Genomic DNA, 22,224 nt, shown 5'->3' on the forward strand with positions numbered 1-22,224 from the left:
ATGTTCTCGGACGCGATCAGCTCGATCTCGTCGCGCTGACGGCCAAGCTCGGATGTGATCGAGCCAAACAGCTCAGGGTCACGGTCGGCGAGGGACTGGGTGAAAAAACCGGTATCACGAAGATTGGCGTTCATGGGGGCTCCAGATTGCTGGGGTAAATCTTGCGGATTTCCTATCGGAAACGGTGCATATCCAAAAGCTGTAAAGCGACGATTTGGCCCGCTGTGGCGTCAAGACTGGCCTATCGGGGAAAGGTATGTTTGTTTCGGAACCAAATGTGTAAGACCGGAAACCGGAAAAGATGACAAAGAGAATCGCCTTTCTCGCCAGTGACGCCAAAGTGGCGCAAACCGCGCGGGACGGCCTTGTGAAACTGTATGGCAATGCGGCCCCCCGGGATGCGGATGTGGTCGTTGCCTTGGGTGGCGACGGGTTCATGTTGCACACGCTGCACAACATGCAGCATCTTGATACGCCCGTATATGGTATGAACCGGGGCACCATCGGGTTCCTGATGAATGAATTCCACGAAGCCGACCTGATGGAGCGCCTGGCTGATGCGGAAGAAGAGGTCATCAACCCTCTGGCAATGCGAGCCATGGATCAGTCCGGCAAACTGCATGAGGCGTTGGCCATCAACGAGGTGTCGCTGCTGCGGGCTGGCCCTCAAGCTGCGCGGCTGAAGATCAGCGTCGATGGGCGGGTGCGGATGTCTGAGCTTGTCTGTGACGGTGCTTTGCTGTCTACGCCTGCCGGATCAACGGCTTATAACTATTCGGCACACGGGCCGATTCTGCCAATCGGGTCCGATGTGCTGGCTTTGACAGCGATTGCCGCGTTCCGTCCCCGACGGTGGCGCGGGGCGCTTTTACCCAAAATCGCAAAGGTTCGATTTGACGTGCTGGATGCCGACAAGCGCCCGGTCATGGCTGATGCGGATTCGGTTTCATTCGCAGATATCGATTGGGTTGAGATTCGTTCAGAACCCTCTATCCAGCATCGCATCTTGTTCGACCCGGGGCATGGGCTGGAAGAGCGCCTGATCTCGGAACAGTTCACCTGACCTGTCGGAATCTGGGCTTTTAGCGGCTTATGTGACCCAGTTCACAGGCGTTTGATTCATCTTTTGCTAACCTAAACATGCCCAGAGAACACGCCTAGGTGGGAGTGAGTGGCCACCAAGCGGCGTTGTCGAATGATTGCGCAGTTTTCGCGCCGGCGAGGGTAGGTGGTGCTACGCTCGTTGACCGATCTCTGGGTTTATTTAAGCAAGAGGACCCCGGGCACAAAAACCCGGGGTCTATTTTGTTGGTTCGGCCTATTTGGCCGCTTCCATCTTATCCCACAGCGGCAGGCACATTTGACCCACGCGCGCCTCGATCGCAGCGGCGGCGTCCACTGCCATGTCCTCGCGCCAGCGTTGGGCGGCGATTTGGACGTTAATCGGCTGAGGTCCTTGCGGCAGATCGGCCAGGCGTGCGGGAACGCTGGCGGCCGGCAAGCCCAGAAAGTTCATCGCATAGGAATACACGGCGCAGCCCAGAACCTCGTGTACGCCTTCGACGCCTTCGGTATCTCGGTCGGGTTTGAAAAATGGTTGCGGCAGGAAAGGAGACAGGATCAAAGGATAGTCCTGCATGAATAGAGACCACTCCCGCGCATAGTGTGTGCGTTTAGCCAGCATCCGAACCAGATCGGTGCCGATGATAGGCGGGAATTCCTGGAAATAGACGTCGAAGATATCGCGAATGGTCTGGGAGCCCGCAGCCTCGATATCGCCTTTCAACATGGACAGAACCTCGCCCATCAGCGTGCGGTATCCCGTTCGGCCACAATCGAACACATCGGGTGCGCTGATCTCTTCGACTTGATAGCCCGCATCGATCAGAGCATCGCGCGCCATGTCCAATGCCTTGTCGACCTCGGGGTGCAAGACATAGCCAAAGGTCTCCTTGGTAAAGGCGACCTTGATGGGGCCGTCCGGCATTTCTCCGCGCCAAGGCATCGGCACGTGGAACGGATCGCGCGGGTCGGCTGCGATCAGGCTGGGCATCGACAGGTGAAGATCGGCGGCGCAGCGTGTGATTAGTCCTTGCACGGACATAGATTGCGCCAGAATTCCGCGCTCGGCCTGTTGGCTGGGATTCCAAGCTGGTACGCGACCAAGACCGGGCTTTACCGTGACTGCACCGTTGGCGGCCGCCGGAAAGCGCAGGCTGCCACCAATATCATTGCCATGCGCCAGTGCGCCAATCCCGGCCATTACGGCTGCACCGGCACCGCCCGAAGAGCCGCCGGGTGAGATATGCCGCCCCCACGGATTGTGCGTGCGCCCGTGCAGCGGGTTGTCGGTGTCGGCGCGAAACGAAAACTCGGGCGTATTGGTTCGCCCGATCACCACCGCCCCGGCGTTTTGCAAGTTTCGCACGACCGGAGCGTCATCGGGGGCAATCACGTCTTTCAAGGCCACGACACCGTTCGACGTTGCATGCCCCTTTTGATCGACGTTGATCTTTATAGTCACCGGCACGCCATGCAGCGGTCCGGTTGGTGTTCCCTTCGCCCGTGCCTGATCAAGCCCGCGCGCCCGCTCCAGCGCCTCTGTGCTCAGATCGTCGACCACTGCGTTCAGGTCCGGGTTGAACTGATGCATTCGATCAATGGACGCGCGCACTGCGTCTTCGGCGCTCAGGTCACCGTTGCGGGTGAGGGTGCTCAGCTCGGTGGCACTCAATCGCCAGATATCGGAATGTGTCATGCGGCCTCATTGTCTTGGTCAGACAGTAGAGGCCTAGGTCCCGGTTGCAAGGGAAAGGCGCGAGGCGCGGGCGGCCAGAGACCGCCCGCAGCATGTTTACTGGGCGTAACCGATGGATTTCAGCGCTACGGTGATTTCATCCAGAATGGCCGGATCGTCGATGGTGGCGGGCATCTTGTAGTCCTGATTGTCCGCAATCGATACCATCGTCCCGCGCAGGATTTTGCCCGACCGGGTCTTGGGCAGGCGGTCCACCACGACGGCCTTCTTGAAAGCTGCAACCGGGCCGATCTTATCGCGGACCAGCTTGACCACGTCCTGCACGACCTCACCATGTTCGCGATCGCAGCCCGCGTTCAGGCACAGGAAGCCAACGGGCATCTGCCCTTTGAGCTGATCGGTCACGCCGATCACCGCACATTCGGCCACGTCGGGGTGGGCGGCCAGAACTTCTTCCATCCCGCCAGTGGACAGGCGATGGCCCGCGACGTTGATCACGTCATCGGTGCGCGCCATGATGTAGAGGTATCCGTCCTCGTCAATCATCCCCGCATCGCCGGTTTCGTAGTAACCGGGGAAGTGGTTCAGGTACGAGCTCTGGAATCGCTCTTCCGCATTCCACAGCGTAGGCAGGGTACCCGGCGGCAGCGGCAGTTTGACCGCGATCGCACCCAGCTCACCGGGCTTCATCGGGTGGCCGCCTTCGTCGAGGATCTGCACATCATAACCCGGCATCGGCTTGGCCGGAGAGCCCAGCTTGATCGGCAGTTCCTCGATCCCCAGCGGGTTGCCCGCAATGGCCCAGCCGGTTTCGGTCTGCCACCAGTGGTCGATCACCGGCACATTCAGCGCGTCTTGGGCCCATTCGATTGTATCAGGGTCGGCACGTTCGCCCGCCAGGAACAGGGCACGCAGGCTGGACAGATCGTATTTTGCCAGCATCTCGCCCTTCGGATCTTCGCGCTTTACGGCGCGGATGGCGGTGGGGGCGGTGAAGAAGCTTTTGACCTTGTGTTCGGAAATCACCCGCCAGAACGTGCCCGCATCGGGGGTGCCGACCGGCTTGCCTTCAAAGACAATGGTGGTGTTGCCGTGGATCAGCGGGGCATAGCAGATGTAGGAATGCCCCACGACCCAGCCCACATCCGACGCCGCCCAGAACACATCGCCGGGATCGACATCATAGATGTTCTTCATCGTCCAGTTCAGCGCCACCAGATGGCCCGCGGTCGGACGCACGACACCCTTAGGCGCGCCAGTGGTGCCCGAGGTGTACAGGATGTAAGCTGGATCATTGCCGTCTACCGGGACACATTCTGCCGGTTCAACACCGTATTGGAAACCGTGCCAGTTATAGTCACGCCCCTCGACCAGATGCGCCACTTCCTGTTCACGCTGGAAGATCACGCAGAAATCGGGCTTGTGGCTGGCCATCTCGATGGCACCGTCCAGCAGGGGCTTGTAATGCACCACGCGGCCCGGTTCCATCCCGCACGATGCGGCGATGATCGCCTTGGGCTTGGCGTCGTCAATGCGGACGGCCAGTTCGTTACTGGCAAACCCGCCGAATACAACCGAATGAACGGCACCAAGACGGGCGCAGGCCAGCATCGCCTCAAGCGCTTCGGGGATCATCGGCATATAGATGATGACCCGATCACCCTTTTCTATGCCCTTGGCCCGTAGCGCCCCTGCCAGATTTGCGACACGGTTGCGCAGTTCGACATAGGAAATCTCGCGCTTGGTGTGGGTGATTGGGCTGTCATAGATGATGGCCGTCTGCTCTCCGCGGCCGTTTTCGACGTGGCGGTCCACCGCGTTCCAGCAGGTGTTGACCTTGGCGTCGCAGAACCATTCATACAGCGGGGCGTTGTCGTCAAACAGTGCCCTGGTCGGAGGTTGAACCCAATCTATCCCTTTTGCGGCCTCCATCCAGAATGCCTCTGGATCGGAATTCCAGCTTTCGTAAACGTCCTGATATGCCACGATGGTCTCCTCCTTAAATCCCTTGTGCAGTGTGTAAGGTGGGCAGGGGTACGCGCACAAGCGAGGGGGGTAACGGGGCGTCACTTTACCGCAAAATATTTGCAGAATGCTCTAAAAACGCCTGCAAAGTTTTGCAAAGTAATTTGATAGAGCAAAGTTGCGCGTAACAAGTGAGGGTTTTTGCAAACCTGCAAATCTATACGTGCAAAGAATCACTGGCACTCAGCTTGTGCTCGGATGCCGCCGCGGGCACCCGAGCATCTGTTCGGGCGTTAGCCGTAATGTGCCACCGGGGTTCCGGCAATGGCGGCCATGTTCAGCAATCCGCGGGCCGTGATAGATGGTGTCACGATATGTGCCTTGTTGCCCATCCCCATCAGGATCGGCCCAACCTCCAGACCGTCGGCCTTCATCTTCAGGATATTGCGTACGCCGCTGGCCGCATCCGCATGGGCAAAGATCAGAACATTCGCTGTGCCGGTCAGGCGCGAGTTCGGGAAAATCCGCGACCGTAGTTCCGGGTCCAATGCCAGATCGAGGTTCATCTCACCTTCATAAACAAAGTCGCGCAGTTCGGAATCGAGTATCTCCAGCGCAGCGCGCAGACGTTTGCCCGACCCTTCGGCCTGATTGCCGAATTGCGATTGCGAGCAGAACGCTATCTTGGGTTCGATCCCGAAACGGCGCACGTGGCGCGCGGCTCCGATTGTGGATTCGGCCAGTTCTTCGGGCGTCGGCAATTGCCGCACGTGGGTGTCGGCGATGAACAGGGGGCCATCTTCCAGGATCATCAGGGACAGCGCGCCATGGGGGCGCAGGTCGCCATCGGCCAGAACCTGTTGCACGTAGTTCAGATGCCAACGGTACTCACCGAATGTGCCGCAGATCATACTGTCCGCCTCTCCCCGATGCACCATGATGGCGGCAATCGCGGTATTGTTCGTGCGCATGATCGCCTTGGCCAGATCGGGCGTCACGCCTCGGCGCTGCATGATCTCGTGGTACGAGTTCCAATAGTCATAATACCGGGGGTCGTCCTGCGGGTTCACGATCTGAAAATCCTCGCCAGGGCGGACCGTCAGGCCCAGCCGCTCGCAGCGAGCGTTGATGACATCAGGACGGCCGATCAGGATGGGCGTTTCCGTGGTTTCCTCCAGAATAGCCTGGGCGGCGCGAAGGACACGTTCATCTTCGCCCTCGGCAAAGACGATCCGGCGCGAGGCGACTGCAGCGGCCTCGAATACCGGGCGCATCAGCAGAGCGGATTTGAACACAGTCTGATTCAGGCGTTCCTTGTAAGCCTCGATATCGTCGATCGGGCGCTTGGCGACGCCGCTATCCATCGCCGCCTTGGCTACGGAAGAGGACACGACGCCCACCAGCCGCGGGTCAAAGGGTTTCGGGATCAGGTAATCCGGACCGAAGGTCAGTTGTTCGCCTTTGTAGGCCGCGGCGGCTTCGGCGCTGGTGGTGGCGCGGGCCATCTCGGCGATGCCGTCCACACAAGCGATCTGCATTTCGTCGTTGATTTCGGTCGCCCCCACATCCAGTGCACCCCGGAAGATAAAGGGGAAGCACAGCACGTTGTTGACCTGATTGGGAAAGTCGCTGCGTCCAGTGGCGATGATCGCGTCCGGCGCAACCTCACGCGCCGCATCCGGCATGATTTCAGGCGACGGGTTGGCCAGCGCGAAAATGATCGGGCGCTTGGCCATTTTCTCGACCATCTCGGGTTTGAGCACATTAGGACCGCTGAGGCCAAGGAACAGGTCGGCATCGCCAATCACGTCATCCAGTGTCCTCAGGTCGGATTTCTGCGCGAACTGATCCTTGTGCGGGTTCATATCCTCGGCGCGACCCTCGTAGACCAGCCCGTGAATGTCGCACAGCCAGATGTTCTCGCGCTTGACGCCCAGTTTTACCAGCATGCTCAAGCAGGCGATTCCCGCCGCGCCGCCACCAGTTGAGACGACCTTGATGTCCTCAAACTTCTTTCCGGCCACGTGCAGCGCGTTCTTGGCGGCCGCGCCCACCACGATGGCGGTACCGTGCTGATCATCGTGAAAGACCGGAATATTCATCCGCTCTCGACACAGCTTTTCGACGATAAAGCAGTCGGGGGCCTTGATGTCTTCCAGGTTGATCGCGCCAAAGGTCGGTTCCAGCGCGCAGACGATATCGGCCAGCTTTTCCGGATCGGGCTGATCGACCTCGATATCGAAACAGTCGATGCCAGCGAATTTCTTGAACAGAACCGCCTTGCCCTCCATCACCGGTTTCGAGGCAAGTGCGCCAATGTCGCCCAGCCCCAGAACCGCCGTCCCGTTCGAAACAACCGCCACCAAATTGCCGCGCGCGGTATAGCGTTCCGCATTTGATGCATCCGCTTTGATCTCAAGGCTGGCCTCGGCGACACCCGGTGAATAAGCACGCGCCAGATCACGACCGTTTGCCATCGGCTTGGTCGCCTTGATTTCCAGCTTCCCGGGCTTCGGATGGGCGTGATATTCAAGTGAGGCCTGCCGCAAATTGGGTGTATCCGACATCGAGATTCAACTCCCTTTTGAAATTTGATTTAGCCTTAAACTAATTTTTCCGGATTGGCTACGCTGCGTCACTTAAGAACTCGGAGCGGGCTGTTTTGCCGCTGTGCTTGATTTCTGCTGCAAAACATTTAAGTTCCCGCAACTTTCGAACCCACCCCCAATTGCATCGAGAAAACCGGCATGAGCTATCAGAAAGACGTCGAGACGGCTGTGGCCCTCTCGTCGAAAAAAGGCAGATTTGGTACTACGTTCAGCGCAGCCATTGTACTGGGTATTGTGATCCTGTGTGCCATCTCGCTGTGGCCGATGCAGGCGGCGGTGTTCAACCAAGAGGGCGGTCTGATCGAAACCGGCTCGGCTGCGGCTTTGCTTGCCGCCGGATTGATAGCGCTCTACCGGTATCGCGGGATAAGCCGCCTGTATATCGGCGTGGTTTTGCTGTTGCTGGCGGAACGAGAGCTTGAGGCCGATATTTACGCCGTGGACAGCACGCCCTATTTTATTCTGCACGGTCTGGATGTCCTGCTGGATATAACGGTGGTGCGAGTGGTGCTGGCGGTAATCGTGCTGGGCGGGGTCGTCTGGCATGGGGTGCCGAACGCTTGGCGGGCGTTGAAGGAACGGGCGCCGTTTCTACTGGTGTTCTTTCTGGCCGGTATGTGTGCCGTTATTGCGCAGGGGTTGGAAGAGGTCAGCAGTGCCATCGGCACCGAAATGACGACCGTCATGGCGACCCGTCTGTTCGTGCTGGAAGAAACGCTTGAGATGTTCTTTTCGATTGGCATTTTGGCTGCTGTTCTGATCGGATGGCCGAAAGCCAAGGCCGATGAGACCACAAATGACCAAACCGCACAGTCAGACCCAAGCTGAAATCCGCCTGTCAACGCAGGAATTGCGCGACGATATCCCGTTTTATACCAGGGTTCTGGGGATGCGGATGGATATGATCTATCCCGCTGATGATCCGCGGATTGCTGTGTTCTCTGGTCACGGTTTGCGCCTGCGGGTCGAGAAGGATGCGCCCGAACCACCCGGAACGCTGCGTATTCTGACGGACAGCCCCGACGACTTCGCCGGTGGTCAGCGCAGTCTTGTGGCCCCTAACGGTACCCGAGTAGAGATTGACGATTTGAACCCGCCTCTGATCATGCCGGAAACGGTCCATTCTTTCGTAGTGCGCAGGCTCAAGGATCAGGCGCCTTGGATCATTGGTCGGGCCGGGATGCACTACCGCGATCTGGTGCCGGATCGGCTGGGTGGGTCGATCATCGCCAGCCATATTCGTATTCCCGACGGTGGCCCTGTTCCCGATATGGTGCATTTCCACAAAGTCGGGTTTCAGCTGATCTTCTGCATCCATGGCTGGGTCGACGTGGTTTACGAAGACCAGGGCGAAAAGATGCGCCTGATGGCGGGCGACTGCTTTATCCAGCCGCCGGAGATCCGCCACCGTGTGCTCGAAGCATCCGACAATGTGCAGGTGATTGAGATCGGCGTTCCGGCCGAACATGTCACCGAGATCGATCATGAGATGGAACTTCCCACACCTCAGTACCGCCCCGATCGGGAGTGGCAGGGCCAGCGGTTCGTTTTCAATCAGGCCGAAGGGGCCGAGTGGGTTCCGTTCCGCTTGCCGGGCTATAAGTGCCGCGACACGACGATTGCAGAGAATACCAAGGGCGTTGCAGGGGTGCAGGTCGTGCGCAAAGGGCAGGGCGATCCGGTCTGGGCTACCCATGACACGGATATCCACTTTACGTTCGTCATGAATGGGGAAGTCACGCTGGAAGGCGAAGGCCGCGATCCCTTTCGGCTTGAACAGGGGGATGCTTTTGTCATCCCGCCCGGTATGCCAACTCGGTTGGCTGCCCCCTCGGACGATATTGAACTGCTCGAGGTCACGCTGCCGGGTCAGTTCAATACCGCTTTGGGATAAGGAATCTTCTATCCGGGGCTTCAACTCCCCGGGCGGTTTCATTTAGGGTATGCCTTTCTGACCAGATGATCAAAAATTGGGGAATCGCCATGACTTTGAAAGACGCCGCACTGTCCGTCCGGGAAAAGGCATACGCACCCTATTCCAACTTCAAAGTCGGCGCGGCGATCCGGTCGACTTCAGGCGCTGTTTATTTCGGCTGCAACGTTGAAAACGTGGCCTATCCTGAAGGCACCTGCGCGGAGGCCGGGGCCATCGCCGCCATGGTTGCCGCAGGAGAGCAGACATTGACCGAAGTTTACGTGGTCGCGTCTTCCCAGCAACCAGTGCCGCCCTGCGGAGGATGCCGTCAGAAACTGGCTGAATTTGGCAAGCGTGACGTCAAGGTGACGTTGGCCACCGTCGGCGGGGCTGAGCTCGAAACCACGATTGGAGACCTTCTACCGGGGGCGTTCGACGCTTCGCATATGGAGGACGTCTGAGGCCATGGACGCCCGTTCGATCATCGCAAAGCTGCGCCGGGGGCAGGTGCCCACCGGTGAGGAGCTGATATGGTTCGCGCAAGGTCTGGCCGATGGCGGCGTCAGCGATGCGCAGGCCGGGGCCTTTGCCATGGCCGTTTGTATGGGCGGGCTGGGTGCGCGGGGGCGTGCTGACCTGACGGTGGCCATGCGCGACAGCGGCGATGTACTCAGTTGGGATTTTGATGGCCCGGTGATCGACAAACACTCGACCGGAGGCGTCGGTGACAGCGTTTCACTGGTACTGGCTCCCGCGTTGGCTGAACTAGGTGCCTATGTTCCGATGATCTCGGGCCGTGGGTTGGGTCACACCGGCGGCACGCTGGACAAACTGGAATCCATTCCGGGCGTCAGTACTCAGATTGGGCGGGAACGTCTGACCCAGATATTGCGCGACACTGGAGCGGCTATTGTCGGCGCGACAGGACAGATTGCCCCCGCGGACAAGCGGCTTTATGCGATCCGCGATGTGACGGCGACGGTGGAAAGCCTGGATCTGATCACCGCGTCGATCTTGTCCAAGAAACTGGCCGCCAGCCCCGATGCGCTGGTGCTGGACGTCAAGGTTGGCTCTGGCGCGTTCATGAAGACCTTGGAGGATGCCCGAAGTTTGGCGCAGGCCCTGACGGAAACGGCCAACGCAGCGGGGTGCCGAACATCGGCGGTGATCACCGATATGCATCAACCTCTTGCCCCGGCGTTGGGCAACGCGCTGGAAGTGGCCGAGGTGATGAACGTTCTGACCAAGGCGCATTACGAACCACTGGCCGAAATCTCGGCCGAATTGGGCGGGATGCTGCTGGCCGATGCGGGTATGTTCGCAACCGCTGATGAAGGGCGTGACAAGATCACCGACATCATCCGCGATGGCCGCGCGGCCGAGCGGTTTGGCCGCATGATGGCTGCCGTGGGCGGGCCGTTGCAGTTTGTTGATAATTGGTCTCGCTATCTACCCGAAGCCAGTGTGATCCTTGAGGTTCCCGCCGAAACCAGCGGCTATATCACTGCAATGGATGGCGAGGCGCTGGGCCTGGCTGTGGTCGCGCTGGGCGGTGGTCGGCAGGTCGAGGATGACGTGATCGACCCGGCGGTTGGCCTGTCGGGCATTGTCCGGTTGGGTGACCGGATCGAAAAGGGCGCGCCATTGGCGGTGGTCCACGCTTCCCGTGAAGACGCCGCCCGGCAAGCGGCTGATGCAGTGAGAAACGCCATAACGATAGGCCCGGACGCAGGGGCGATGTTGACGCTTGTTCACGAAAGGATCACACCGTGACCCGCGCTTTTCTTGTGGTGATGGATTCTGTCGGCATCGGCGGTGCGCCGGATGCGGGCAGTTTCTTTAATGGCGAAACGCCCGATACCGGCGCCAATACTCTGGCCCATATAGCGCAGGCCTGCGCTGAGGGGCGCGCCGAGGATGGGCGTTCGGGGCTATTGCATTTGCCCTATCTGGATGCGCTGGGTCTGGGCGCTGCCACACGTTTGGCCTCGGGCGCGAAAACACCGGGGTTGAAGGCCGCGCCAACGGGCATCTGGGGTTGCGCGCGCGAGCATTCGCGGGGCAAGGACACGCCTTCGGGCCATTGGGAACTGGCGGGTTTGCCGGTGCCGTGGGACTGGCACTATTTCCCGGACACCACGCCATCTTTTCCCCCTGACCTAAGCCGAGCTGCCGCTGAGGCTGCCGGGACCGAGGGTATTCTGGGCGACTGCCACGCCTCGGGCACCGCCATCATCGCCGAACTGGGGGCCGAACATATGCGGACCGATTGGCCGATTTGCTACACCTCGGCTGACAGCGTGTTCCAGATCGCCGCGCATGAAGAGAGCTTTGGTCTCGCCCGTCTACTGGACATGTGCAAGGCGCTGGCGCCGCGTCTGCATGAGATGAAGGTGGGGCGGGTCATTGCGCGGCCCTTTGTGGGCTCGCCAGAACAGGGCTTCACCCGCACCACTAATCGCAAGGACTTTGCCATCTTGCCGCCTGCGCCGGTCCTGACCAACTGGGTGCAGGATGCCGGACGGCGTGTTCATGCGGTAGGCAAGATTGGCGACATCTTCTCGATGCAGGGGATCGATACGCTGCGCAAGGGTTCGGATGCCGAACTGATGGGTCACCTGTCCGATCTGGTGGATGAGGCCGAAGAGGGCAGCCTGACCTTCGCCAATTTCGTCGAGTTCGACAGCCTCTACGGCCATCGCCGTGACATCAGCGGATACGCCCGCGCGCTGGAGTGGTTCGACCATGAGATCGGTGCGATCCTGTCGCGCTTGCGTCCCGGTGACCTGATGCTGCTGACTGCCGATCACGGCAATGATCCCAGCTGGATCGGCACCGACCACACGCGCGAACAAGTGCCGGTGCTGATCGCCGGACGCGGCACTGGGCAGATCGGCGCGGTCGAATTCGCCGACGTCGCCGCCAGCATCGCGCACTATCTGGACATTCCGGCGCAAGGACCGGGGAAGAGCTTTCTATGACCGTCGCTGACCTGCCTAAAATCGAGTTGCACCTGCACCACGAAGGCGCGGCCCCGCCCGCCTTTATCCGTCAGTTGGCGCACGAAAAGCGCATCGACCTGAGCGGGATTTTCAAGCCAGACGGTAGCTATGACTTCCGCGATTTTGCCCATTTCCTAAGCGTCTACGAGGCCGCCTGCGAGGTGCTGAAATCGCCCGAGGATTTCCGTCGCCTGACGTTAGCGATCCTCGAGGAAAGCGCCGCCAATGGTGTGGTTTACTCTGAGACTTTCCTAAGCCCTGATTTCTGTGGCGGCGGAGACCTGCAAGCCTGGCGCGACTATCTGAACGCCATTCAGGACGCGGCGGATGAGGCCGAGCGCAAGTTTGATATCACCCTTCGCGGCGTTGTGACCTGTGTCCGCCATTTCGGACCGGAACGGGCAAAACACAGCGCCCATTGTGCCGCCGAGACGGCCGGAGACTGGATCACCGGCTTCGGTATGGGGGGCAACGAATCCGTCGGAGTGCAAGGTGACTACAAATGGGCCTTCGACTGCGCCCGCGAGGCCGGGTTGTGCCTGACCACCCATGCCGGTGAATTCGGCGGGCCGGAAAGCGTGCGCGACGCGGTGCGCGATCTGGGTGTGGAACGTGTGGGCCATGGCGTCCGCGCCATCGAAGATCCTGACCTGGTCCGCGAACTGGTCGATCGTGAAATCACGCTCGAGGTGTGTCCGGGCTCTAATGTGGTTCTGGGTCTGTTTCCCGATTTCGCGGCGCACCCGATTGCACGGTTGCGCGACCACAGGGTCGCCGTCACAATCTCAACCGACGACCCGCCGTTTTTCCACACCACCATGCGGCGCGAATATGAAATGTTGAGTCAAGCCTTCGGCTGGGATGTCGAAGATTTTGCTGCTCTGAACGATACGGCCCTGAACGCGGCCTTCTGCGATGAAAATACCCGAGCGCGGGTCAAGAAAAGACTGGAGAGAACATGAGCGAACACCTGACCGTCGTTGACCATCCGCTGGTCCAGCACAAACTGACGCTCATGCGGGACAAGGGCACCTCGACCGCTGTCTTTCGGCAGTTGCTGCGTGAAATCACGTTGCTGCTGGCATATGAGGTCACGCGTGAATTGAAGCTGACAACCCGCCACATCGAAACCCCGATGGAGGAGATGGACGCCCCCATTCTGGCTGGCAAGAAATTGGCGCTGGTGTCGATCTTACGTGCTGGAAACGGCATGCTGGACGGAGTGCTGGAGTTGGTCCCATCCGCACGCGTTGGGTTTGTTGGCTTGTATCGCGATGAAGAGACCCTGAAGCCGGTGCAGTACTACTTTAAAGCGCCTGAGGGGCTGAAGGACCGCCTGGTCATTGCTGTCGATCCGATGTTGGCCACCGGCAACAGCTCGGCTGCGGCAATCGATCTGCTGAAAGAGGCCGGAGCCACCGATATCCGTTTCCTCTGCCTGCTGGCCGCGCCCGAAGGTGTCGCGCGTATGAAAGAAGCACATCCGGATGTGAATATCGTCACCGCGTCACTGGACCGCGAGCTGAATTCGAAGGGCTACATCATGCCCGGTCTGGGCGACGCGGGCGACCGGATGTTCGGCACCAAGTAAGGTCACTTATTCTCCGCAGATATTCTGAAGCCGGACCCAATCACGGTCCGGCAGAACCTGTTGCAGGGGGCGACCCGCCATCGGGTCGGCCTCGATCAGGCCCAGCACCGTCTCACCGGTGACGTCAATCGCATAGGCATAAGGTGTCGACGGAAGCGCGGCCTGCGCGAACACGGCCAGAAGATCGTCATCCGGCAGGGTCGGACGAGGATCGGCCAGCACCTGTTCGGTGTAATCGTCGACGATCTCGGGCGTCAGTTCACCGCTCGTCAGCAGGCGAAAGGCGGTTGTAACACCGGTACGGTCCAGCAACTCGTCCAGAGGGTCGTGAGCTTGGCCCCGGGCGCGTTCCGCTATGATATAGCCTGCAGCGACCGATGGGTCTTCGTGGTCCTCGACCAGAGCCCGGTTCAGCAGAATGATGCCGCCCGGCAGGCTGAGGCTGGTTTGCACCCCGGCGGGCAGAATGATGACCTTTCGAACCCCGGTTCGCGCGGCCAACTGATCCAGCGCAGCCTCTGCGTCCTCAGACGTGCAGGCCCGCCCTGACACCCGCTCGATCCGTTGTAGAATCGCGTTGCCGATATCCTGACGTTTGATCTCGGGCACGACCGCGACGACGTGGTTTTGCAAAGCCGACGGCATCCACAACAGCAACAGCGCAGTCACGGCGGCCAGCACTCCCGCCACGCTAAGCCAGCGCAAGCGTCCCGGATGGGGTCGCGCCCGGTCGATGGCCCGTTGCAAGCGATCAATGGCCTCGATCATCGTGGTTTCGGATTCTGCCAGTTCCAGCGTTTCGTCCCGGTCGCCATCGGGGTTGAATATCGCGGGGAACACACCCGGATTCTGCCGTTCCAACGCGGCCAGAGACCAATGCGTCAGAGCTTGTTCATTGAAATCCGAGATGGTCAGCGTGGCCTCACCCAGTGACACCACAACCTCTCGCCGTTGCACATCGGGCGAGGGACGCCACAGACCGGTGGCTTCGATCCGCTGGTACTGTTTTAGTGCCGTCTTCAAGGTGAGATATGCTCGTGATTATTTTGACTTAGCTTAGCATGATAAAATCCAGGGGCGCAAACCTGTTGCGCGCGGATTGTGAAATGTGCTGGATAGCATGATGCACGGCAAACCACGCCGCTGCACAACACTTTGTAACCGGGGCTATGAATGCAGGCGGACAGTCAGACCTCACCAGTTTTGGCCTCGGCCCTGATGGTTGGCGCCATGTCGATCATCGGAGTGATCGACAACGTGGTGATCCTGTTGGCTGAAACGATTGGCCTGTGGCAGTTCCACCTGAGCCGCGCCCTTCTGATGTTGCCGCTGATCGGTGGACTGTCGCTGTTAGGATTGGGCAGTCTGCGCCCGCGACGGCTGGGGCCGGTTATCTTGCGCAGCGTTCTGATTACGCTGGCGATGTTGTTTTATTTTGCATCGCTGGCGCTGATGCCGATAGCGCAGGCGTTGGCTGGGTTGTTCACCTCGCCGATTTTCGTGCTGCTGATTACGGCACTTGCGATGGGGCAGAGGATAGGCCCGTGGCGCATTCTGGCTGTTGTAATCGGGTTTGCCGGCATCTTGTGTGTGCTGCAGCCCAACCCCTATGAGTTTGACGCGCAAACCCTGTTGCCGGTGGCCGGAGGGTTTTTCTATGCACTCAGCTCCATAATCACGCGCAGCCATTGCGCGCAGGAAAGTACTGTGGCGCTGCTGGCAGCGATGATCGCCACCCTTGGGCTAGCCGGGGCGATTGGGCTGACCGTGTTCTCGACCCTGCCACATTCCTTTGCTGACGGTTTCGTGACGCGGGGCATGGTGTGGGAGATGCAACCGGCGCTGCCGTGGATCGCCGTGCAGGCGGTTGGGTCCACGATTGCAGTCTTCATGCTGATCAAATCCTATCAGATTGGTGAGACCTCCTATGTCGCGGTGTTCGAATACTCGGTGATGATCTTCGGCCCTTTATTCGCCTGGGTCGCGCTGGGTCAGGTGATCGGCGTCATGCAGATCGCCGGAATCGGGTTGATCGCGCTTGCTGGGGCACTGCTGGGTTGGCGGTCACGGCGTGCCGCCGCGTTGGGAGAGACGGCATGATCATCTCACGCGGGCGCCGCTATGTATTCGTTCACATCCCAAAAACAGGCGGTACATCACTGGCGCAAACGTTAGAGCAGCGGGCGATGAAGGATGACATCCTGTTCGGAGACACGCCCAAGGCCATCAAGCGCCGCAGACGCACCAAGGCTCTGACGGGCGGTGGGCGTTTGTGGAAACATTCCACGCTGGCGGATATCGACGGGGTTCTGTCGATTGAAGAACTGCAGGCGCTGACTGTGTTCACTCTGGTGCGCAATCCGTGGGACCGGATCGTCAGTTACTATCATTGGCTACGCGAGCAGAGTTTTGATCACGCAGCGGTCTCGCTGGCAAAGTCGTTGTCCTTCGATGGGTTTGTGCAACATCCCGATATTGGGCAATCTTTCCGTCTGAACCCTGCCCGCCGTTACATGACTCGCGCCGATGGGGTCGAGCAGTGCCGTTTTTTTATCCGACTGGAGCATTTCGAACAGGACTCGGCCGCCTTGGTTGACCATCTTGGATTCCATGTGACGTTGCCCCGTCTCAACCGGTCAGGGCGGCGCGCAGATTACCGCAGCTACTATACTGACCATACGGCCGCGGCGGTTGCCGAAGCCTGTGCCGAGGACATCGCCAGATTCGGGTATGCATTTGATCCGGCCAATGGCAGATAGTTTCCAGATTGATTCCAATAACATCCGAATTTTATTTGTTGTTTATTCTTAAATTGCTTGATGGGCCTGAAATGACCCAAATTGGGCCACAATATGTCAAAAATAAGTCACGCCACCTAATCCTGTGGTACTCATAATACTTAGTTTTTGTGTGTAATAGGTGGGTGGGTTCTTGTTGAAGGTACAGAGTGTAATAGATTTTGTTGAAGGGTCCGAATACCAGGGGAGCGCTGAGCCGCAAGTTGCGCTGAACGCGCGCCGGGGTGGGCTGGTACACGGTACAAAGGTTGCGACAAAGGGTGGGTGGAAGCTGGTCGAAGAGTTGCGGGCCGGTGACTTTGTTCGAACTTTGGATAATGGGTTCCAGCCGATAAGTCGCGTTGCGTCGGATTGCATCACGGTGCCACCCGGAGAAGCCAACGCGGAAAACATGCCGGTCAGAGTGCCGTCAAACGCGGCCTATAATGGGCGACCGGTCTGGCTGATGCCCGAACAGGGCGTCGCATTGGACAACACCAAGCTGGGTCATGATCCGATAACACTGCCCATTAGCCTGCCGGTCGTTTCAGCCAGACTGCTGAGCGGCATGTTCCGGATAACCTCGGATGTGCCTGCGACTTATTTCGACATCAGCACCCTGTTCTTCGATCGGGATGAAGTGATCTATATCGAAGGTGGATTTCGGGCTTTTTGTCCCGCGGGTCGCTTTGGATCGATCAACCTTGCCGGTGGTGCTTCGTATGAGGTCGTCGCGGGCGAGGCCGCTGCGGATTTGATTTATCTGACGACAAGACGTGGTGACATTAGCGTTCTGGCAAATTCTCTGGGCTCGGTTCCCGCGCCGGTTTTTGATCATCCGATTGTGCCGGTGAGGCCGGCCAGGGGGGCGCGTCGGCCCGGGCGGCCGGGTCGGCCTGTGATGATGATCTGAACGGGAAGCTATCTGAGACGGAAAAGTGACGCTGGCGCATTGGGGGATGCGCCAGCGTTTTAGTTTAGGCGGCTTCGGCTTCCGGGGCGAACCGACCATAGAAGCTTTGGCCCTTTTGGGCCATCTCACGCAGCAGCGGCGGGCAAGCAAAGCGTTCGCCATAAGCCTCGGTAAGCTGATCGCAGCGCTCGGCCGCGTAGGGCGTACCGATGATGTCCAGCCAGCTGAGCGGGCCGCCCGACCAAGGCGCAAAGCCCCAGCCAAGGATCGCGCCAACGTCGCCTTCGCGGATGTCTTCCAGAACGCCTTCTTCCAGCGCGCGGACCGCTTCCAGAACCTGTGCGAACATCAGACGTTCCTGCACTTCGATCAGGTCGGGCTGGTCCTCGGAATGCGGGTATTTCTCCTGCAGGCCTTTCCAGTATTCGGTACGCTTGCCCTTATCGTCATAGTCGAAGAAGCCGGCATTTGCCTTGCGGCCCAGACGGCCCTGTTCCTCCATCCAGAAGATCAGATCGTCCGAGGGGCTTTCAGGGTAAGCATCGCCCATAGCCGCTTTGGTCGCGCGGGCAATCTTGGCCCCCAGATCAATCGAGGTTTCATCGGTCAACTGGATCGGACCGACGGGGAAGCCCAGTTGACGTGCGGCATTGTCGATCAGAACGGGGTTCACACCCTCGGCGATCATCCGCACACCTTCATTGATATAGGGGATGATGCAGCGATTGGCGTAGAAGAACCGTGCATCGTTGACCACGATTGGCGTCTTCTTGATCTGGCGGACATAGTCCAGCGCCTTGGCGACCGCGCGATCCCCGGTTTCCTTGCCCTTGATGATCTCGACCAGGAACATCTTCTCCACCGGCGAGAAAAAGTGGATGCCGATGAACTGTTCGGGCCGAGCCGAGGCTTTGGCCAGATCGGTGATTGGCAAGGTCGAGGTGTTCGAGGCAAAGATGCAGTCCTCGGGGATGATCGCCTCGACCTTTTGGGTCATCTCTGCCTTCACGCCCGGATCTTCGAACACGGCTTCGATGATCAGATCGCAGCCCTTCAGATGGTCCAGGTCCGGGGTTGCGGTGATGCGGGCCAGCATGGCCTCTTTCTTCTCGGCCGTGACCTTGCCGCGCTTCATACCCTTGTCCAGATAGGTTTCGGTATAGGCTTTGCCTTTGTCAGCGGCTTCCTGATCACGGTCGACCAGAACCACTTCCATTCCGGCCTGCGCCGAAACCAGCGCGATACCGGCCCCCATCATGCCTGCACCCAGTACGCCAACCTTTTTGACGCGCTGATCGGGCACATCCTTGGGACGGACAGCACCTTTTTCCAGCGCTTCTTTGTTCAGGAACAACGAGCGGATCATCGCCGACGAAGAAGGATTCATCAGAATATTGGTGAACCAGCGCGCTTCGATCCGCAGGGCGGTGTCGAAATCGACCAATGCACCTTCGTAAATCGAGCTTAGCAGGGCTTTGGCCGCCGGGAAGGCACCTTGGGTTTTGCCGTTTACCATCGCGTTGGCGCCAACAAAAGTCATGAAGCCAGCGGGGTGGTAGGGTGCGCCGCCGGGCATCTTATAGCCTTTGGCATCCCAAGGCTTGACCAGATCGGCATCCTTGGCGTTCAGAACCCACTCTTTCGCTGCAGCCACCGGATCATCCGCGACGGCGTCGATCAGTTGCGTGCCTTTGGCCTTGGCCGGGTCCATCATCTTGCCTTCCAGCAGGACAGGGGCTGCCGCCATTGCGCCCACCATACGGCTAAACCGGGTGGTGCCGCCGCCGCCGGGGAAGATGCCCAGCATGATCTCGGGCAGGCCGATCTTGGCCTTAGGGTTCGAGGTCATGACGCGGTGGTGACAGGCCAGCGCAATCTCGGTCCCGATCCCAGCGCAAGTGCCGTTGATGGCGCAGGCCACCGGCTTACCGCCTTTCTTGGTTTTGGGGTCCATGCCCGCCAATTCCAGCTTACGCAGGATGTGGTGCCCACCCATGACGAAGTCGAACAGCGCCTGTGCTGGCTCATCACCTGCTTCTTGCCGAATGGTGGCCAGTGTGTTCAGGTCCATGCCGCCAGCGAAGGAGCCTTCCTTGCCACTGGTGATGACGACACCCTTGATCTCGTCATCTTCCAACGCCTGGTCGACCAGCGCACTGACCAGTTCGAACGCTTCGCGGGTCATTACGTTCATGGATTTGCCCTGGGCGTCCCAGGTAACGAAGGCGACGCCGTCCGCGTCTTTGCTCAGAGTGAAATCAGTCATTGTCATCTCCAATCTGGTCAGCCGTCAGCGGGCTGCCGTCTTTCCGGGTGAAGGAGAATCCGCTCTCATCGTCCTTCACCATCATGTCTATGTCGCTGTAATAGCCGGTCTCGGTCGGGGTCCGCGTGCCCACCACCAAAAAGGTCGCAGGCGCATCGGTTTTGTTCACAAGGTGATGGCCATTGGCTTCACCTGCAGGCCAAGCGGCGCAATCGCCGGGCTGCATCTCATGTTCTCCATCGTCATCGATCAACGTACAGGTGCCGCTGAGCATGATGGCAAATTCGTCCTGTTCCATGTGATAGTGGCGCAGCGAAGACATGCCCTGCGGTTCAAGCCGTACGATGTTGACCCCGTATTGGGTCAGCCCGCCCGCATCGCCCACGCGCTGAACGAAACGACCCACGGTCGCCTCGGCCAATTTGCCGGGATAGGCCGAGCCCCCCTTGAACGGGATCTGAGAGAGATCCAGCTTGGGCATCAGACCCGCTCGATAATGGTCGCCGCACCCATACCGGATGCAATGCAGAGCGTGGCCAGACCGGTTTCCTTGTCCTGACGCTCAAGCTCATCCAGCAGCGTTCCGATGATCATCGCACCGGTTGCGCCCAGTGGGTGACCCATCGCGATCGAGCCGCCGTTGGGATTGACCAGTGCCGGATCGACATCGAACGCCTGCTGGAAGCGCAGAACGACCGAGGCGAAAGCTTCGTTCACTTCGAACAGGTCTAGATCGCTGATCTTCATGCCGTTGTCGGCGAGGATCTTCTCGGTCACCGGAACCGGACCGGTCAGCATGATAGTCGGGTCAGTGCCGATCTTGGCGGTCGCCTTGATGCGCGCGCGCGGCTTCAGGCCATGTTTTTCACCGAATTCCTTATTACCGATCAACACAGCCGCGGCCCCATCCACGATGCCCGAGCTGTTGCCCGCATGGTGGATGTGGTTGATCCGCTCAAGATGCGGGTATTTCAGCATCGCCACCTTGTCGAAGCCGGGCATCTGCTCACCCATCATCGCGAAGGACGGGTTCAGCGAGCCGAGGCTTTGCATATCGGTACCGGGGCGCATGTATTCGTCACGGTCCAGAATGGTCAGATCGTTCTGGTCCTTGATGGTGATGACCGATTTTTTGAACCGGTTGTCTTCCCAAGCCTCCGCTGCGCGTCTCTGGGATTCCACCGCCAGTGCGTCGGCGTCATCCCGGCTGAAGCCATACTCGGTTGCGATAATGTCGGCCGAGATGCCCTGCGGCACGAAATAGGTGTCCATCGCAAGCGTGGGATCGACGGCAATCGCTGCACCGTCGCTGCCCATGGCCACGCGGCCCATCATTTCGACACCACCGGCGATATAGGCTTCGCCTGCGCCGCCTTTGACCTGGTTCGCCGCCAGGTTCACGGCTTCCATGCCCGAGGCACAGAACCGGTTGATCGCCAGGCCAGGGATCGACTGGTCGAGGTCGGAGGCTAGAACAGCCGAGCGTGCCAGACAGCCGCCTTGCTCCATCACCTGCGTAACGTTGCCCCAGATCACGTCCTCGACGGCGTGGCCTTCGAGGTTGTTGCGCTCTTTCATCGCGTTCAGGGTCAGGGCGGACAGGCGCACCGAGGTTACCTCGTGCAGGCTGCCATCCTTGCGGCCCTTTCCGCGCGGGGTGCGCACGGCATCATAAATGTAAGCTTCGGTCATGGGTCTTCTCCTTAAGCTCGATCCGACGGTTTGCCGGGCATCAGGTCATATGGGTGTTTCCAGCCGGACTGTTCGCTGAGGCGAGACAGCCAAGCGTCGATATGGGGCCAGTCGGCGCGGTCAAAGCCGAATGGTTCTGGGTAGTAGAGGTAGCCGCAGCAGCTGAGATCGGCGTTAGTCACGCCGTCTCCGATGATCCAATCGCGGCCTTCAAGGTGGTTGTTCAGAGTTTCATAGGCCGCCTTCAATCGCCCTTGATTGAAGGCGATGACATCCGGGTTGCGGTGCTTTTCGGGCAAGAAATTGATCAGGAACCGGGTCAACCCTGCCACCGAGCTGAGCTTGTGATTGTCCCACAGCACCCAGCGGAAAATATCGTAATTCTCGTCCCGGTCCTTGCCGCCGAACTTGCCCGATTTCTCGGTTACATAGGCTTGGATCGCCCCGGATTGTGTGGTGCGAAAATCGCCGTCGATCATGACAGGGGCTTCACCCATCTCGTTGACCTCGGCGCGGTATTCGGGCGTGCGGGTTTCACCGTTGAAGAAATCGACAAAAACGGGCTCCCAATCCAGCCCGGACATCTCCAGCGCCAGTGCGGCTTTGTACGAGTTCCCGCTCTCTCCGAAACAGTGAAGTTTTATGGTCATGCGATCGCCCCTCCCAAGGCGCATGTTGCAGTGCCGCAATCAGCGTATTTCGAGAAAGCCGAACCGATCTGGTCGACATGCGGTTC

The 22,224-nt window shown here is 59.5% G+C and carries 19 protein-coding genes and 1 pseudogene; 11 read left to right on the forward strand and 9 right to left on the reverse strand.

What is annotated here, in order from left to right; all coding sequences use genetic code 11:
- Positions 1 to 134 (reverse strand): annotated as a pseudogene (glyA, locus tag AC2FEE_RS00005) (serine hydroxymethyltransferase); the annotation flags it as partial.
- 167 nt (positions 135 to 301) lie between these two features.
- Between glyA and AC2FEE_RS00010 the strand changes: the two are divergent.
- Positions 302 to 1,063, forward strand: a complete 762-nt coding sequence (locus tag AC2FEE_RS00010) for an NAD kinase (protein WP_496862257.1) — start codon at positions 302 to 304, stop codon at positions 1,061 to 1,063.
- A gap of 255 nt (positions 1,064 to 1,318) precedes the next feature.
- Here the strand turns inward: AC2FEE_RS00010 and AC2FEE_RS00015 are convergent, their stop codons facing one another.
- The 3 genes from AC2FEE_RS00015 to AC2FEE_RS00025 form a co-directional block, all read right to left on the reverse strand.
- Complete coding sequence (locus tag AC2FEE_RS00015; protein WP_496862258.1) at positions 1,319 to 2,758, reverse strand: amidase family protein; 1,440 nt, start codon at positions 2,756 to 2,758, stop codon at positions 1,319 to 1,321.
- Between the two features lie 96 nt (positions 2,759 to 2,854).
- Complete coding sequence (gene prpE, locus AC2FEE_RS00020) at positions 2,855 to 4,744, reverse strand: propionate-CoA ligase PrpE (RefSeq protein WP_496862259.1); 1,890 nt, start codon at positions 4,742 to 4,744, stop codon at positions 2,855 to 2,857.
- Between the two features lie 272 nt (positions 4,745 to 5,016).
- Positions 5,017 to 7,290 carry an NADP-dependent malic enzyme gene (locus tag AC2FEE_RS00025; RefSeq protein ID WP_496862260.1) on the reverse strand — a complete coding sequence of 758 codons (2,274 nt, stop codon included), beginning with the start codon at positions 7,288 to 7,290 and terminating at the stop codon, positions 5,017 to 5,019.
- Between the two features lie 180 nt (positions 7,291 to 7,470).
- Here AC2FEE_RS00025 and AC2FEE_RS00030 point away from each other — a divergent pair, with 180 nt between their 5' ends.
- The 7 genes from AC2FEE_RS00030 to upp all read left to right on the forward strand — a co-directional run bounded on the left by AC2FEE_RS00030 (position 7,471) and on the right by upp (position 13,840).
- A complete protein-coding gene (locus tag AC2FEE_RS00030; protein WP_496862261.1) occupies positions 7,471 to 8,160 on the forward strand; it encodes a hypothetical protein in 690 nt (229 codons plus the stop codon).
- Complete coding sequence (locus AC2FEE_RS00035; RefSeq protein ID WP_496862262.1) at positions 8,129 to 9,226, forward strand: cupin domain-containing protein; 1,098 nt, start codon at positions 8,129 to 8,131, stop codon at positions 9,224 to 9,226. The genes AC2FEE_RS00030 and AC2FEE_RS00035 overlap by 32 nt, the downstream gene beginning before the upstream one ends.
- Before the next feature lie 89 nt (positions 9,227 to 9,315).
- Complete coding sequence (locus AC2FEE_RS00040; protein WP_496862263.1) at positions 9,316 to 9,708, forward strand: cytidine deaminase; 393 nt, start codon at positions 9,316 to 9,318, stop codon at positions 9,706 to 9,708.
- Positions 9,709 to 9,712: 4 nt separating this feature from the next.
- Entirely contained in the window at positions 9,713 to 11,020 is a 1,308-nt protein-coding gene (locus AC2FEE_RS00045; protein ID WP_496862264.1) for a thymidine phosphorylase, read from the forward strand.
- Positions 11,017 to 12,228 carry a phosphopentomutase gene (locus AC2FEE_RS00050; RefSeq protein WP_496862265.1) on the forward strand — a complete coding sequence of 404 codons (1,212 nt, stop codon included), beginning with the start codon at positions 11,017 to 11,019 and terminating at the stop codon, positions 12,226 to 12,228. Before AC2FEE_RS00045 ends, AC2FEE_RS00050 begins: the two co-directional genes overlap by 4 nt.
- Positions 12,225 to 13,211, forward strand: coding sequence for an adenosine deaminase (locus tag AC2FEE_RS00055; RefSeq protein ID WP_496862266.1), 987 nt, complete (start codon positions 12,225 to 12,227; stop codon positions 13,209 to 13,211). Before AC2FEE_RS00050 ends, AC2FEE_RS00055 begins: the two co-directional genes overlap by 4 nt.
- Positions 13,208 to 13,840, forward strand: a complete 633-nt coding sequence (gene upp / locus AC2FEE_RS00060) for a uracil phosphoribosyltransferase (protein ID WP_058274218.1) — start codon at positions 13,208 to 13,210, stop codon at positions 13,838 to 13,840. The genes AC2FEE_RS00055 and upp overlap by 4 nt, the downstream gene beginning before the upstream one ends.
- Before the next feature lie 6 nt (positions 13,841 to 13,846).
- On the opposite strand, the gene AC2FEE_RS00065 is transcribed toward upp, so the two are convergent.
- Entirely contained in the window at positions 13,847 to 14,863 is a 1,017-nt protein-coding gene (locus tag AC2FEE_RS00065) for a hypothetical protein (protein ID WP_496862267.1), read from the reverse strand.
- A 150-nt stretch (positions 14,864 to 15,013) separates the two neighbouring features.
- On the opposite strand from AC2FEE_RS00065, the gene AC2FEE_RS00070 reads away from it, so the two are divergent.
- The 3 genes from AC2FEE_RS00070 to AC2FEE_RS00080 all read left to right on the forward strand — a co-directional run bounded on the left by AC2FEE_RS00070 (position 15,014) and on the right by AC2FEE_RS00080 (position 17,530).
- A complete protein-coding gene (locus tag AC2FEE_RS00070; RefSeq protein ID WP_496862268.1) occupies positions 15,014 to 15,940 on the forward strand; it encodes a DMT family transporter in 927 nt (308 codons plus the stop codon).
- Positions 15,937 to 16,599, forward strand: coding sequence for a sulfotransferase family 2 domain-containing protein (locus AC2FEE_RS00075; protein ID WP_496862269.1), 663 nt, complete (start codon positions 15,937 to 15,939; stop codon positions 16,597 to 16,599). The genes AC2FEE_RS00070 and AC2FEE_RS00075 overlap by 4 nt, the downstream gene beginning before the upstream one ends.
- A 172-nt stretch (positions 16,600 to 16,771) precedes the next feature.
- Positions 16,772 to 17,530 carry a Hint domain-containing protein gene (locus tag AC2FEE_RS00080; RefSeq protein ID WP_496862270.1) on the forward strand — a complete coding sequence of 253 codons (759 nt, stop codon included), beginning with the start codon at positions 16,772 to 16,774 and terminating at the stop codon, positions 17,528 to 17,530.
- Positions 17,531 to 17,594: 64 nt separating this feature from the next.
- On the opposite strand, the gene AC2FEE_RS00085 is transcribed toward AC2FEE_RS00080, so the two are convergent.
- Genes AC2FEE_RS00085 through AC2FEE_RS00100 form a run of 4 tightly spaced genes read right to left on the reverse strand, consistent with a single transcriptional unit; the run spans position 17,595 to position 22,138 of the window.
- The gene (locus AC2FEE_RS00085; protein ID WP_496862271.1) at positions 17,595 to 19,796 is read right to left on the reverse strand and encodes a 3-hydroxyacyl-CoA dehydrogenase NAD-binding domain-containing protein; all 2,202 of its coding nucleotides are present in this window, start codon (positions 19,794 to 19,796) and stop codon (positions 17,595 to 17,597) included.
- Positions 19,789 to 20,277: a cupin domain-containing protein gene (locus AC2FEE_RS00090; protein ID WP_496862272.1), complete on the reverse strand. Its 489-nt coding sequence runs from the start codon at positions 20,275 to 20,277 to the stop codon at positions 19,789 to 19,791. The genes AC2FEE_RS00085 and AC2FEE_RS00090 overlap by 8 nt, the downstream gene beginning before the upstream one ends.
- A complete protein-coding gene (locus AC2FEE_RS00095) occupies positions 20,277 to 21,488 on the reverse strand; it encodes an acetyl-CoA C-acetyltransferase (RefSeq protein WP_496862273.1) in 1,212 nt (403 codons plus the stop codon). Before AC2FEE_RS00095 ends, AC2FEE_RS00090 begins: the two co-directional genes overlap by 1 nt.
- Before the next feature lie 11 nt (positions 21,489 to 21,499).
- Positions 21,500 to 22,138 (reverse strand): glutathione S-transferase family protein, encoded by a 639-nt coding sequence (locus AC2FEE_RS00100; RefSeq protein ID WP_496862274.1) that lies wholly within the window; start codon positions 22,136 to 22,138, stop codon positions 21,500 to 21,502.
- Positions 22,139 to 22,224 lie beyond the last annotated feature (86 nt).

This window comes from Ruegeria sp. YTSC199 (genome assembly GCF_059609725.1).

What these genes read in the sequence shown, in the direction of transcription:
- AC2FEE_RS00010 (WP_496862257.1), top strand. Translation starts at nt 302, where the DNA reads ATGACAAAGAGAATCGCCTTTCTCGCCAGTGACGCCAAAGTGGCGCAA.
- AC2FEE_RS00015 (WP_496862258.1), bottom strand. Translation starts at nt 2,758, where the DNA reads ATGACACATTCCGATATCTGGCGATTGAGTGCCACCGAGCTGAGCACC.
- AC2FEE_RS00025 (WP_496862260.1), bottom strand. Translation starts at nt 7,290, where the DNA reads ATGTCGGATACACCCAATTTGCGGCAGGCCTCACTTGAATATCACGCC.
- AC2FEE_RS00030 (WP_496862261.1), top strand. Translation starts at nt 7,471, where the DNA reads ATGAGCTATCAGAAAGACGTCGAGACGGCTGTGGCCCTCTCGTCGAAA.
- AC2FEE_RS00035 (WP_496862262.1), top strand. Translation starts at nt 8,129, where the DNA reads ATGACCAAACCGCACAGTCAGACCCAAGCTGAAATCCGCCTGTCAACG.
- AC2FEE_RS00040 (WP_496862263.1), top strand. Translation starts at nt 9,316, where the DNA reads ATGACTTTGAAAGACGCCGCACTGTCCGTCCGGGAAAAGGCATACGCA.
- AC2FEE_RS00045 (WP_496862264.1), top strand. Translation starts at nt 9,713, where the DNA reads ATGGACGCCCGTTCGATCATCGCAAAGCTGCGCCGGGGGCAGGTGCCC.
- AC2FEE_RS00055 (WP_496862266.1), top strand. Translation starts at nt 12,225, where the DNA reads ATGACCGTCGCTGACCTGCCTAAAATCGAGTTGCACCTGCACCACGAA.
- upp (WP_058274218.1), top strand. Translation starts at nt 13,208, where the DNA reads ATGAGCGAACACCTGACCGTCGTTGACCATCCGCTGGTCCAGCACAAA.
- AC2FEE_RS00070 (WP_496862268.1), top strand. Translation starts at nt 15,014, where the DNA reads ATGCAGGCGGACAGTCAGACCTCACCAGTTTTGGCCTCGGCCCTGATG.
- AC2FEE_RS00075 (WP_496862269.1), top strand. Translation starts at nt 15,937, where the DNA reads ATGATCATCTCACGCGGGCGCCGCTATGTATTCGTTCACATCCCAAAA.
- AC2FEE_RS00085 (WP_496862271.1), bottom strand. Translation starts at nt 19,796, where the DNA reads ATGACTGATTTCACTCTGAGCAAAGACGCGGACGGCGTCGCCTTCGTT.
- AC2FEE_RS00090 (WP_496862272.1), bottom strand. Translation starts at nt 20,277, where the DNA reads ATGCCCAAGCTGGATCTCTCTCAGATCCCGTTCAAGGGGGGCTCGGCC.
- AC2FEE_RS00095 (WP_496862273.1), bottom strand. Translation starts at nt 21,488, where the DNA reads ATGACCGAAGCTTACATTTATGATGCCGTGCGCACCCCGCGCGGAAAG.
- AC2FEE_RS00100 (WP_496862274.1), bottom strand. Translation starts at nt 22,138, where the DNA reads ATGACCATAAAACTTCACTGTTTCGGAGAGAGCGGGAACTCGTACAAA.